The organism is Pseudomonas sp. HMSC076A11 (assembly GCF_001810205.1).
Taxonomy (GTDB): Bacteria; Pseudomonadota; Gammaproteobacteria; order Pseudomonadales; family Pseudomonadaceae; genus Pseudomonas; species Pseudomonas aeruginosa.
This window is the reverse complement of sequence record NZ_KV800271.1, coordinates 95,467-106,419: the sequence shown is the minus strand read 5'-3', so window position 1 is coordinate 106,419 and position 10,953 is coordinate 95,467. Positions and strand designations below refer to the sequence as shown.

Annotated in this window: 13 protein-coding genes; 9 read left to right on the top strand and 4 right to left on the bottom strand. The window is 66.4% G+C overall.

Annotated elements, in window-relative coordinates:
* Positions 1-322: 322 nt before the first annotated feature.
* Positions 323-1,303 carry a magnesium transporter CorA family protein gene (locus tag HMPREF2716_RS04475; protein ID WP_003096411.1) on the bottom strand — a complete coding sequence of 327 codons (981 nt, stop codon included), beginning with the start codon at positions 1,301-1,303 and terminating at the stop codon, positions 323-325.
* A 101-nt stretch (positions 1,304-1,404) separates the two neighbouring features.
* On the opposite strand from HMPREF2716_RS04475, the gene HMPREF2716_RS04470 reads away from it, so the two are divergent.
* The 5 genes from HMPREF2716_RS04470 to HMPREF2716_RS04450 all read left to right on the top strand — a co-directional run bounded on the left by HMPREF2716_RS04470 (position 1,405) and on the right by HMPREF2716_RS04450 (position 6,611).
* On the top strand, positions 1,405-1,680 hold the full coding sequence (locus tag HMPREF2716_RS04470; RefSeq protein WP_043493717.1) for a hypothetical protein: 276 nt from the start codon (positions 1,405-1,407) through the stop codon (positions 1,678-1,680).
* Between the two features lie 132 nt (positions 1,681-1,812).
* Positions 1,813-2,580, top strand: coding sequence for a substrate-binding periplasmic protein (locus tag HMPREF2716_RS04465; protein ID WP_010792978.1), 768 nt, complete (start codon positions 1,813-1,815; stop codon positions 2,578-2,580).
* 42 nt (positions 2,581-2,622) lie between these two features.
* The gene (locus HMPREF2716_RS04460) at positions 2,623-2,856 is read left to right on the top strand and encodes a TIGR02647 family protein (RefSeq protein ID WP_003096418.1); all 234 of its coding nucleotides are present in this window, start codon (positions 2,623-2,625) and stop codon (positions 2,854-2,856) included.
* Positions 2,857-3,004: 148 nt separating this feature from the next.
* Positions 3,005-5,857, top strand: coding sequence for a class I adenylate cyclase (locus tag HMPREF2716_RS04455; protein ID WP_043493720.1), 2,853 nt, complete (start codon positions 3,005-3,007; stop codon positions 5,855-5,857).
* Positions 5,858-5,897: 40 nt separating this feature from the next.
* Positions 5,898-6,611, top strand: a complete 714-nt coding sequence (locus tag HMPREF2716_RS04450; protein ID WP_003118053.1) for a glycine-rich domain-containing protein — start codon at positions 5,898-5,900, stop codon at positions 6,609-6,611.
* A gap of 43 nt (positions 6,612-6,654) precedes the next feature.
* Here HMPREF2716_RS04450 and rnk read toward each other — a convergent pair whose 3' ends face one another.
* The 3 genes from rnk to cyaY form a co-directional block, all read right to left on the bottom strand.
* Complete coding sequence (rnk, locus tag HMPREF2716_RS04445; RefSeq protein WP_003096424.1) at positions 6,655-7,059, bottom strand: nucleoside diphosphate kinase regulator; 405 nt, start codon at positions 7,057-7,059, stop codon at positions 6,655-6,657.
* Positions 7,060-7,194: 135 nt separating this feature from the next.
* Positions 7,195-7,404 (bottom strand): DUF1289 domain-containing protein, encoded by a 210-nt coding sequence (locus HMPREF2716_RS28510; RefSeq protein ID WP_071536992.1) that lies wholly within the window; start codon positions 7,402-7,404, stop codon positions 7,195-7,197.
* Complete coding sequence (gene cyaY, locus HMPREF2716_RS04440; RefSeq protein WP_003121284.1) at positions 7,382-7,717, bottom strand: iron donor protein CyaY; 336 nt, start codon at positions 7,715-7,717, stop codon at positions 7,382-7,384. The genes HMPREF2716_RS28510 and cyaY overlap by 23 nt, the downstream gene beginning before the upstream one ends.
* A 253-nt stretch (positions 7,718-7,970) precedes the next feature.
* Here cyaY and HMPREF2716_RS04435 point away from each other — a divergent pair, with 253 nt between their 5' ends.
* Genes HMPREF2716_RS04435 through HMPREF2716_RS04420 form a run of 4 tightly spaced genes read left to right on the top strand, consistent with a single transcriptional unit; the run spans position 7,971 to position 10,942 of the window.
* Entirely contained in the window at positions 7,971-8,111 is a 141-nt protein-coding gene (locus HMPREF2716_RS04435) for an LPS translocon maturation chaperone LptM (RefSeq protein WP_003096430.1), read from the top strand.
* A gap of 10 nt (positions 8,112-8,121) precedes the next feature.
* Entirely contained in the window at positions 8,122-9,369 is a 1,248-nt protein-coding gene (gene lysA, locus HMPREF2716_RS04430) for a diaminopimelate decarboxylase (RefSeq protein WP_003096431.1), read from the top strand.
* A gap of 10 nt (positions 9,370-9,379) precedes the next feature.
* Positions 9,380-10,210, top strand: coding sequence for a diaminopimelate epimerase (gene dapF, locus HMPREF2716_RS04425; RefSeq protein WP_043493222.1), 831 nt, complete (start codon positions 9,380-9,382; stop codon positions 10,208-10,210).
* Positions 10,211-10,240: 30 nt separating this feature from the next.
* On the top strand, positions 10,241-10,942 hold the full coding sequence (locus HMPREF2716_RS04420; protein WP_003096433.1) for a DUF484 family protein: 702 nt from the start codon (positions 10,241-10,243) through the stop codon (positions 10,940-10,942).
* The last annotated feature ends 11 nt before the right edge of the window (positions 10,943-10,953 follow it).

Below are 10,953 nucleotides of genomic sequence, written 5' to 3'. Positions count from 1 at the left end.
GGTGATGGACATATAGGCGGGTGTTGCCATGGATGCATTCCTTGTCAGTGGTAGCCGGGACGACATGTCCTGGTGCGGCAGCTACCCAACAAGCTTCGTGCCAATAAAATATTTACCTTTTAAATCAAACTCTTGAAGAATCTCCCGGCCCGCACGAACGCTTTCCCCTGGGTTTACCCCGAAAAAGTGAGCAAGTTGTTGCACAGTGCTATGCAAGAACTTGCTCACTTCATCGAAGACCCCGTCAGGCCTTGGCCCCAGCGTGGTATCCACAGCTTTTCCCGAAGTTATCCAGCAAAAAGTTGCACACCTGCCGAGTGCCTCAGAGCCAGTTCTTGAACTTGAACCAGAGGTACGGAAGGATCGCCGATACCACCATCATCCCCAGCGCCATCGGATAGCCGATGGACCAGTCCAGCTCGGGCATGTCCTTGAAGTTCATGCCGTAGACCGTGCCCACCAGGGTCGGCGGCAGGAACAGTACGGCAGCGATGGAGAACACCTTGATGATGCTGTTCTGCTCGATGTTGATCAGGCCAAGGGTCGCGTCGAGGAGGAAGTTGATCTCGGTGGACATCTTCGCCAGGTACTCGTCCAGCGAGCGCACATCGCGCTCCACGGTCTTCGCCAGCACCTTCGCCGGCTCGGAAAGCCAGCCGTTGCAACCCTGGCGGAAATAGCTGTTCATCCGATTGATGCTGAGCAGGCTGTCGTTGAGCTTGGACAGCAGCGAGCTGCTGCGCCCGAGGTGCTTGATGATCTGCTGCAGGTCGGTCTTCGGCTTGCGGGTCTGGGCGGTGGACTCGGCGAAGATCTCCCGCGACATGCTGCTCAGTTGCCCCTGTACGGCCTCCAACACGTCGGCGATGCGGTCCACCAGGCTATCCATCATCAGGGCGAACAACTGGGTGCTGCTGCGGTTGGCGTCGAGCTGACGGATGCAACGGTTCTCGAACTCGCGGAACGAACGCAGGTCGGCGTAGCGCACGGTAATCAGCCATTTCTCGCTGAGGACGAAGGTCACTTCCTCTGTGCTCGGCCGGTGCTCGGTGATCCCGCCGACCACCGAAGTGGTCATGTAGAGGACGTTGCCGTCCTCGTAGAAGCGCGACGAATCCTCGATCTCGGCCATCTCCTCGCGGGTCGGGATGTTCACCTGCAGGTGGGATTCGAGCAGGCGCTCCTCTTCGGGGGTCGGGTGATGCAGGTCGATCCACAGGGTGCCCGGCGGCAACCCCCGCTGGGCATCGTCGTGCTGGCGTCGCTCCAGGCGGTCGCCGGAAAGGATGTAATAGGTGATCATGTCGGGTATCGCTACCTTCGCGGCCATCCGTTGGCCAAGCAGGGTGGACAACTTCCCGCCGCCGCACAAGCGGTACTTTGCGCCAGAACGAGGAACGCCCGATGAGCGAACAGGACGACAACCAGGAAGACGGCTTCGCCGAGGAAAAACTGATCCAGGCCATCGAGAACCAGATCGAAAGCGAGAATCCGCCGGCGGCGCGCGCCGTGTTCAACAAGCTGACCCTGGTCGGCTACGAGCGCGACGAGGCACTGGGCATGATGGCCTACGTGCTGGCCCACGAGATCAACGCCATGCTCGCCGCCGACCGCGCTTTCGACAGCACCGGCTACGAGCATGCGCTGCGTGCCCTGCCGACGTTGCCGGACGACGAATGAGCGGAGCCGGGCCGACTGGTGCCGGCGAATGCCCCTCGTATCCATACGGTTTTGTTTCGCCAAACGCCTGCCGCTCTGGTAGAAAGGTGGCGCCCACTCTCCGTGCCACCTGCTTTCGCGGAGCGATACCGGATGCGATCCTGGTTCCACTTCCTGCCCATCTGCCTGCTGCTGGCCCTTTCCGGCCCGGCAGCGGCCGTCCCGACAGAACCCCTGGTGCTCGGCGCCGAAGACGACTGGTATCCCTATACCGCCTACAAGGACGGCCGCATCCAGGGCATGAGCGCGGACATCGTGCGGGCCGCCTTCAGGGCTGCGGACACGCCGGTCCAGCTCAATCCCTACCCCTACTCCCGCTGCATGAAGCTGGCCCTGAAAGGCTTGATCGCCGGCTGCTTCAACACCTCGCCGAACCCGCACATCCTCGCCGACTACCGTCTGCCCCGGCATCCGTTGTTCCGCGCGGAGATCCAGCTCTGGGCGCGACGCGACGAAGCGCGGCCGGTGGATGCGGAGCAGGCGCTGAGCGGACGGAAAGTCGCGGTGACCCTCGGCTATGAATACGGCGACGGCTTCGATCGCCGCCACGACCTGGTGCGCATCCCGGTACGCAAGGACTACTACGGTTTCCTCATGCTCCAGCGCGGCCGCGTCGACTACGCCCTGGCCTACCGCAATACGGCTCGCCAGTTGTTCAGCGAACATCCCGAACTGGAAGGCCAGTTCCAGCCGGTGGCCACGGTCCACCGCCCGGAGCTGTACCTGTCGTTCTCGCGCCGCCACCCGCAGGCCGAGCATCTGCTCGAACGCTTCGACCTCGGCATGCAGCGCATCCTCGCCAGCGGCGAGTACCAGAAGATCCTCGACGGCTGGAGCCAGGCCGCCGACGCTACGCCCTAGTCCAACTACACTCACCGGTGCTCAACACCGCAAGGAGCCGACATGGCCTTCACTCCCGAGCTGATCGACGAACTGGAACTGCTGGCGCTCTTCAACCTGAACAACACCCAGGAAGGACTCAAGGTCCATCACACCGCCGACGGCAAGGCCGTCGCCGCCGCCCGACGCCTGCACGACAAGGGGCTGATCGACCAGCCCGACGGCGGCTACCTGACCAGTCTCGGGCTGGACGCCGCGGAGCAGGCACAGGGCCTGCTGACCATCCTCAAGGGTTGACGGAAGCGGCCATCGCGACCTGCTCCCGACAGGCCGCGACGGTTGCCCCGGTTCGCGGTGCGGCGCTCAAGCCGCCGCGCTTCCGGGCGATACAATGGCATGACCGGAGCCAGGCACGGCGCCTGGCCTTGCCTGTGCCCGGACGCCCATGAACCGACACCCCGCACTCAGCCTCGATCTCGACGATGGCATCGACCGCAAGGTCCTCGGCCAGTTGCGCCAACGCTTCCTGGCGGTCAACGCCGGTCGCCTGCAACGCGCCCGACAGGCGTTGTCCAGCCGCCAGGAGCGGGTCCTGCGCCTGCTACCGCTGCTGTTCCACATCAACCATCCGCTGCTGCCGGGCTACCTGTCGGCCAGCACGCCGGCGGGCCTGAGCGGTTTCGAGGCGGACGACGAAGTACTCGCCGAAGCCCAGCGCCTGGCCCGTTCGTTTGTCTACAAGCCACGCAGGCAGGAACCCGCACAGCAGCCGATCCACGGCCTGTTCCTGATGGGCAGCCTGGGGAGCCTGGCCCAGGAGGAACAGAGCGATCTCGACCTCTGGGTCTGCCATGCCCCAGAACTGGAGCCCGGCGCGCGCCAGGAGCTGCGCCGCAAGTGCGCGTTGATCGAGGACTGGGCGCGCAGCCAGGGCAGCGAGGTGCACTGTTTCCTGATCGACGTCGCCCGCTTCGGCCAGGACGAACGCGAAGACCGGAAGGAGCCCGGCGGCGACGGCAATACCCAGCACTTCCTGCTGCTCGACGAGTTCTACCGCAGCGCGATCTGGCTCGGCGGACGCACCCCTCTGTGGTGGCTGGTGCCGCCGGCCCATGAACGGCGCTACGACGAATACTGCCGGACCCTGCTCGGCAAACGCTTCATCCGCGCCGAAGAGGTGCTCGACCTCGGCCATCTGGCCCTCATCCCCGCCCGGGAGTTCATCGGCGCCGGCCTCTGGCAGTTGTCCAAGGCCATCGATTCGCCCTACAAGTCGCTGCTCAAGCTGCTGCTCACCGAAGCCTACGCCAGCGAGCACCCGCGGGTCCGCTGCGTCGCCCTGCGCTTCAAGGAGCAGGTATTCGCCGGCCAGCTCGATCTCGACGAACTGGACCCCTACGTCCTGGTCTATCGCCATCTCGAACGCTACCTGCGGGAACAGCAGGCGCCGGAACGCCTGGAACTCGTGCGGCGCTGCCTGTACCTCAAGGTCGGGCGCAAGCTCGGCGGTCGCCAGCGCCAGGCGCAGAAGGGCTGGCAGCACCTGTCGATGGAGCGGCTCGTCGCGGAATGGCAATGGGAGCCTCGCCGCTTGGCCCTGCTCGACAGCCGCAGCCAGTGGAAGATGCGCCAGGTGATGGAAGAGCGTCGCACGGTGGTCAACGAACTGACCTACAGCTACCGCCTGCTGTTCCAGATCGCCCGCCAGCAAGGCGCTGACAGCGGCATCGACAGCCGTGACCTGGGCCTGCTCGGCCGCCGCCTGTATGCCGCCTTCGAGCGCAAGGCAGGCAAGGTGGAGAACATCAACCCGGGGATCGCCCCGGATCTCGGCGAAGACGTCCTGACCCTGGTCCAGCTGCCCGCCGACGACGACCGCGAGCAGGCGCAGTGGGCGATCTTCCCCGGTGCCCTGGGCGCTCACCAGTGGCCTGACTACGCGCCGCTGAAACGCAGCCTCAGGCTGGTCGAGCTGCTCGCCTGGTGCCATCGCAACGGCGTCATCGACAGCGCCACCCGGCTGTCCCTGCATCCCGGCCAGAGCGACCTCGGCGATGCCGAACTGGACAATCTCCTGGGCAGCCTGCGGCAGTTCCTGCCGGTCCCCCTGGCGACCGTGGACGACGCCGACCTGCTGCAACCGCGTCGGCTCAAGAGCGTCCTGCTGCTGGTAAACGTCGGTGTCGACCCACTGCGCCACCACAGCCAGATGAACCTGCACATGGCTACCGGGCGTACCGACGTGCTTGGTTATGCCGGGGTGCGCGACAACCTGGTGCTGACCCTCGACCAGCTCAGCCTCAACAGCTGGAACGAACTGACGGTGCGCCATTACGCAGGCCCCCAGGCGCTGCCCGAGTGCCTTGCCGAGTTCCTCGACGCCGTCCGCGAAAAGCCCGGAAGCCCGCCGCAGCCGCCCGAACTGATGGTGCGCTGCTTCTGTCGCAACCGGGCCGCCGCCATCGCCGTGCGGGTCGAAGAGCTGTTCCGCGAGACCTACGGGCAACTGCTTGGCGGCCAGCCAAGCCGCTACCTGCTGCAGATCCGCCAGCAGTACCACCTGCTGGAAATGTCGCCGGAAGCGGTCAGCCACGAGAGCCTGCCCGACCTGCCGAGCCTGCTCCAGCACCTGGGCCGCGAGCGAGATGGCTACAGCGCCCTGAAGCTGGATCGCCACGCCCTGGAGGGCGAGGACCTCGGGCCGATCCTGTCCATGGGGCGGCCGGACTGCATCCAGGTGTTCTACCGGCGCGACTTCGACAGCGCCGAGATCAGCCTGCTCGACGAACGCAACGCCCTCTGGCGCCAGCGCCAGGCATTGCGTGACGAACGCAGCCTGCTCGCACCGCTGCAGCGCTTCCTGCAATCGCTGCTGTACCGGCACAACGCCCTGTCGCTGGCGGAACAGGTGCCGGCCGCGCTGGATATCCGCTACTACGAGTTGCTCTCCAACGACGGCAGAGTGCATGTCGAGCCTCGCGAGGCGCCGGAGGCCCTGGCCGGGCCCGCGCTGTACGAGCTACAGGCGCTACTCGAGCGCGGCGAACGCAAGCGCGTGCAGGTCACCCTGTACTGCGACCACCAGGAGTTTTCCGAACTGGAGTACGGCGCCGGCCTGTTCAAGGCGGTCGCCCGGCATATCCTGGCGCATCGCGCGGAAAGCGAACCCTACCCCTGCTACCTGACCGACCTCGACCTGTCGCGGCTGTTCGCCGACGAACAGCCGCAAACGCTGCACTATCTGCGTTATAAAAGCGTCCTGGAAACGGCGCTGAACCAGGCGCTGCTGGAACAATGACCCAGCGCCGCACCGCGCGGGGCTCGACAAGGACGTACGGATGGCACTCCTCGGTATTACCCTGCTCGCTGGCGCCGCATTCGTGGGCGGCTATCTCTACCGCCGCGGCCTGGATCGCCGGCGCTACCGCTTCATCCAGCAATTCCGCCTGCCGCCGCGGGTCGCCCAGGCGGTCCGCGAGCGCTATCCGCAGCTCAGCGAGGAACAGGTCCAACGGGTGCTCGGCGGCCTACGCGAATACCTGCTGCTATGCCGCGCAGCCGGCAAGCGGATGGTCGCGATGCCGTCCCAGGTGGTGGATGTCGCCTGGCACGAACTGATCCTGCATACCCGGCTCTACCAGCACGTCTGCCGCAAGGGACTCGGACGCTTCCTCCACCATACGCCGGCCCAGGCGATGCGCAGCCCCCGACAGGCCCAGGAGGGCATCCAGCGCGCCTGGAAGCTGGCCTGCCGCCGCGAGGGCATCGACCCACTGAATCCCACGCGCCTACCGCTGCTGTTCGCCCTCGACACGGAACTGGCGATCGCCGACGGCTTCCGCTACGCCCTGAACTGCGCGCAGCGGCAAGACGGCGGCGCAGCGGTGTATTGCGCCAGCCATATCGGTTGCAGCAGCGGCTGCGCCAGCGATAGCGGCAGTACCTTCGGTTCGGACGGACAGGATTCGCGCCACGGCTGCGGCGGCGATAGCGGTGGAGACGGCGGCAGCGGTTGCGGGGGTGGAGGATGCGGGGGCGGTGGGGGCGACTGAGGGTCGCGAAGCCCGTCGCCGAATGACGACGGGCGAAAACCGATCAGCGCGCGTAGTCGCCGGCGGCTTCCGGCTGGTATTCGATTTCCAGCAGGGTCAGCTTCAGCGTCTTGCCGCTCGGCGCCGGCCAGTCGATGGTCTGGCCGATGGTCAGGCCCAGCAGCGCGGTGCCCACCGGCGCGAGGATCGAGACCTTGCCTTCGCCGGCGACGTCTTCGGGATAGACCAGGGTCAGGGTGTACTCCTTGCCGCTGCTTTCCTCGCGGCAGCGCACGGTGGAGTTCATGGTCACGACGCCCGGCGGAATCTCGTCATGCCCCACCACCTGGGCGCGCGACAGTTCGGCCTCCAGCGCCTCGGCGGCGGGTCCGAATTCGTCCAGGCCATCCAGCAGGCGCTCCAGGCGCTGCAGGTCCAGACGAGTGATGGTGATCGGCGGCGTGCTCATGATCGCAGGCGTGCTCCTTGGTCCGGTTCGGTTGATCGATGAAAAGCAGGAATCGCAAAAAAGCAAAAACCCCGCCCGAAGGCGGGGTTTTCCCGGACACTAACACAGTCGCAGGAATTAGCAACATCCCCCCTATCAGGAGAGACGGCCCGCCAGCGACTGGCGTCGAGCGGCCTGTGACCTGATCTGCAAGCGGCGGGAATCGTCGGCCTTGCCCCACTCGCGGATTTCCGCCAGGGAACGTCCGCAGCCGACGCAAACGTCCGCATCGTCGAGGCAGCACAGGCGCCGGCAAGGCGAGGGCACCACCGGCGGCGAAGCCTCAGAGGCCGGGGAACTCGACATCCTCGCCCCCCTGCTCCAGGGTCGCCCGGTTGAGCAGCGCGCCCAGCGGTTCCTGGCTGCCATCGTGGCGCCAGAGGCCGCTGGCCTCGTCGTAATCGAAGTGGAAGCCGCCCGACTTCGCCGCCACCCACAGCTGGCGCAACGGCGCCTGGCGGCTGAGGATCAGCTGCGAGCCGTTCTCGAAGCGTACGGTGAGCACGCCGCCGGCGTTCTCCAGGTCGAGGTCCAGGTCGCTGTCATCGAAGGCGTCTTCCACCTGCTGCTGGAGCGCATCGACCAGGTCGTGGAAACGCGCTTCATTCATCGTACTCATGCATTGCCTCGGCATTCGCTAACGGGAAAAAAGGCGGGCGACTACCTTCGTCTTGCCCTATTCCGACAATTCTACGCTGGTATTGCCGTAGTCCGCGCTGTTTTGCCGCGACGCTCGCGGAAAACGCCGGCGCCCCCTCTGCCTCAGGCCATTCCCCTGCAAGCCCCGGCACACCTGATCCGGCTCGCATAGGCAAGGCGCCGGGGGGTCGGTATACTCCGGAACAATTCACGTTTTCTACAAGGATTCCGTCATGAAGCGGCTGTTCCTGTCCTTCGTCGCGCTCGCCCTCCTCGCCGGCTCCATCGCCGCCTGCGGCCAGAAAGGCCCGCTGTACCTGCCGGACGACGAAAAAGCCAAGAAAGAACACAGCAAAGACCGCTACGGTTTCTGAGAGAGCGCCCATGGACACATTCAGTTACCGCGACGGTGAGCTGTTCGCGGAAGGGGTGGCGCTTTCCCGCATCGCCGAGCGTTTCGGCACGCCCACCTACGTCTACTCCCGCGCGCACATCGAGGCCCAGTACCGCGCCTATGCCGACGCCCTCGCCGGCATGCCGCACCTGGTCTGCTTCGCGGTCAAGGCCAACTCCAACCTCGGGGTGCTGAATGTGCTGGCGCGCCTCGGCGCCGGTTTCGACATCGTTTCCCGCGGTGAGTTGGAGCGTGTCCTGGCCGCCGGCGGCGATCCGGCCAAGGTGGTGTTCTCCGGCGTCGGCAAGACCCGCGACGACATGCGCCGCGCCCTGGAAGTCGGAGTGCACTGCTTCAACGTCGAGTCCGGCGAAGAGCTGGAGCGCCTGCAACGGGTGGCCGCGGAACTCGGCGTGAAAGCGCCGGTGTCGCTGCGGGTCAACCCGGACGTGGACGCCCAGACCCACCCCTATATCTCCACCGGCCTGAAAGAGAACAAGTTCGGCATCGCCATCGACGAGGCCGAGGCGGTCTACGCCCGCGCCGCCGAGCTTGACCACCTGGAGGTGATCGGCGTCGACTGCCACATCGGCTCGCAGTTGACCCAGCTGGAGCCCTTCCTCGACGCCCTCGAGCGCCTGCTCGGGCTGGTCGACCGCCTGGCCGGCAAAGGCATCGGCATTCGCCACCTGGACCTCGGCGGCGGCCTCGGGGTGCGCTACCGCGACGAACAGCCGCCGCTGGCCGGCGACTACATCCGCGCCATCCGCGAGCGCCTGCATGGCCGCGACCTGACCCTGGTGTTCGAGCCGGGCCGGTCCATCGTCGCCAACGCCGGCGTGCTGCTGACCCGTGTCGAGTACCTCAAGCACACCGAGCACAAGGATTTCGCCATCGTCGACGCGGCGATGAACGACCTGATCCGCCCGGCTCTCTACCAGGCCTGGATGGACGTGCAGGCGGTACGCCCGCGCGATGCCGTGCCGCGCCGCTACGACCTGGTCGGGCCGATCTGCGAGACCGGCGACTTCCTCGCCAAGGATCGCGACCTGGCGCTCGCCGAAGGCGACCTCCTGGCGGTGCGCTCGGCCGGCGCCTACGGCTTCGTCATGAGCTCGAACTACAACACCCGCGGCCGCGCCGCCGAGGTGCTGGTGGATGGCGAGCAGACCCACGAGGTCCGTCGCCGCGAGACCGTCCAAGAGCTCTACGCCGGCGAAAGCCTGCTGCCGCAGTGAGGCCCAGACCATGCTTTTGCGCTTCACCAAGATGCATGGCCTGGGCAACGACTTCATGGTCCTCGACCTGGTCAGCCAGCACGCCCATGTGCAGCCCAAGCACGTCAAGCTCTGGGGCGACCGCAACACCGGAGTCGGCTTCGACCAGTTGCTGATCGTCGAAGCCCCGAGCAGCCCCGACGTCGACTTCCGCTACCGGATCTTCAACGCCGACGGCTCCGAGGTCGAGCAGTGCGGCAACGGCGCCCGCTGCTTCGCCCGCTTCGTTCAGGACAAGCGCCTGACGGTGAAGAAGAGCATCCGCGTAGAAACCAAGGGCGGCATCATCGAGCTGAATATCCGCCCGGACGGCCAGGTCACGGTGGACATGGGTCCGCCGCGCCTGGCCCCGGCCGAGATACCGTTCCAGGCCGAGCGCGAAGCCTTGTCCTATGAGATAGAGGTGAATGGCCAGCGCGTCGAACTGGCCGCGGTATCCATGGGCAATCCCCATGGCGTGCTGCGCGTCGAGAACGTCGACAGCGCGCCGGTACACAGCCTCGGTCCGCAACTGGAAGTCCATCCGCGCTTCCCGAAGAAGGCCAACATCGGCTTCCTCCAGGTGCTCAATCCGCACCATGCGCGCCTGCGCGTCTGGGAGCGCGGCGTCGGCGAGACCCAGGCCTGCGGCACCGGCGCCTGCGCCGCGGCGGTTGCCGGGATTCGCCAGGGCTGGCTGCAATCGCCGGTGCAGATCGACCTCCCCGGCGGCCGCCTGCACATCGAGTGGGCAGGTCCCGGCCAGCCCGTTATGATGACCGGGCCTGCCGTCCGCGTGTATGAAGGCCAGGTCCGCCTGTAAGGGCCGTCGCCCGCGAGAACCGAGACGCTTATGACCGAGAAAAGCCAGGAACCGACAGCAGCGCTGGACGCCGAGCAGGTGGCCGCCTATCTGAGCCAGCACCCGGAGTTCTTCGTCGAGCATGACGAGCTGATCCCCGAGTTGCGCATCCCACACCAGCCCGGCGACGCAGTGTCGCTGGTGGAGCGCCAGGTACGCCTGCTGCGCGAGCGCAACATCGAGATGCGCCACCGGCTCTCGCAACTGATGGACGTGGCCCGCGAGAACGACCGCCTGTTCGACAAGACCCGCCGCCTGGTCCTCGACCTGCTCGACGCCACCAGCCTGGAAGACGTGGTCAGTACCGTCGAGGACAGCCTGCGCCATGAATTCCAGGTGCCCTACGTGAGCCTGATCCTGTTCAGCGACAGTAGCGTCTCGGTGGGCCGCTCGGTGAGCAGCGCGGAGGCGCACCAGGCCATCGGCGGCCTGCTCTCCGGCGGCAAGACCGTCTGCGGCGTGCTGCGTCCGCACGAACTGGCGTTTCTCTTCGGCGAGAGCGACCGCGACGAGATCGGCTCCGCAGCGGTGGTCTCCCTGAGTTTCCAGGGCCTGCACGGCGTGCTCGCCATCGGCAGTCCCGATCCGCAGCATTACAAGAGTTCCCTCGGCACCCTGTTCCTCGGCTACGTCGCCGAGGTCCTGGCCCGCGTGCTGCCGCGTTTCTCCTCGCCGCTGCGCTCGGTCCGCTGAGCGCGGCGGGC

What these genes read in the sequence shown, in the direction of transcription:
- HMPREF2716_RS28510 (WP_071536992.1), bottom strand. Translation starts at nt 7,404, where the DNA reads ATGTCGAGTTCCCCGGCCTCTGAGGCTTCGCCGCCGGTGGTGCCCTCG.
- HMPREF2716_RS04420 (WP_003096433.1), top strand. Translation starts at nt 10,241, where the DNA reads ATGACCGAGAAAAGCCAGGAACCGACAGCAGCGCTGGACGCCGAGCAG.
- HMPREF2716_RS04435 (WP_003096430.1), top strand. Translation starts at nt 7,971, where the DNA reads ATGAAGCGGCTGTTCCTGTCCTTCGTCGCGCTCGCCCTCCTCGCCGGC.
- dapF (WP_043493222.1), top strand. Translation starts at nt 9,380, where the DNA reads ATGCTTTTGCGCTTCACCAAGATGCATGGCCTGGGCAACGACTTCATG.
- rnk (WP_003096424.1), bottom strand. Translation starts at nt 7,059, where the DNA reads ATGAGCACGCCGCCGATCACCATCACTCGTCTGGACCTGCAGCGCCTG.
- HMPREF2716_RS04470 (WP_043493717.1), top strand. Translation starts at nt 1,405, where the DNA reads ATGAGCGAACAGGACGACAACCAGGAAGACGGCTTCGCCGAGGAAAAA.
- HMPREF2716_RS04455 (WP_043493720.1), top strand. Translation starts at nt 3,005, where the DNA reads ATGAACCGACACCCCGCACTCAGCCTCGATCTCGACGATGGCATCGAC.
- cyaY (WP_003121284.1), bottom strand. Translation starts at nt 7,717, where the DNA reads ATGAGTACGATGAATGAAGCGCGTTTCCACGACCTGGTCGATGCGCTC.
- HMPREF2716_RS04460 (WP_003096418.1), top strand. Translation starts at nt 2,623, where the DNA reads ATGGCCTTCACTCCCGAGCTGATCGACGAACTGGAACTGCTGGCGCTC.
- HMPREF2716_RS04465 (WP_010792978.1), top strand. Translation starts at nt 1,813, where the DNA reads ATGCGATCCTGGTTCCACTTCCTGCCCATCTGCCTGCTGCTGGCCCTT.
- lysA (WP_003096431.1), top strand. Translation starts at nt 8,122, where the DNA reads ATGGACACATTCAGTTACCGCGACGGTGAGCTGTTCGCGGAAGGGGTG.
- HMPREF2716_RS04450 (WP_003118053.1), top strand. Translation starts at nt 5,898, where the DNA reads ATGGCACTCCTCGGTATTACCCTGCTCGCTGGCGCCGCATTCGTGGGC.
- HMPREF2716_RS04475 (WP_003096411.1), bottom strand. Translation starts at nt 1,303, where the DNA reads ATGATCACCTATTACATCCTTTCCGGCGACCGCCTGGAGCGACGCCAG.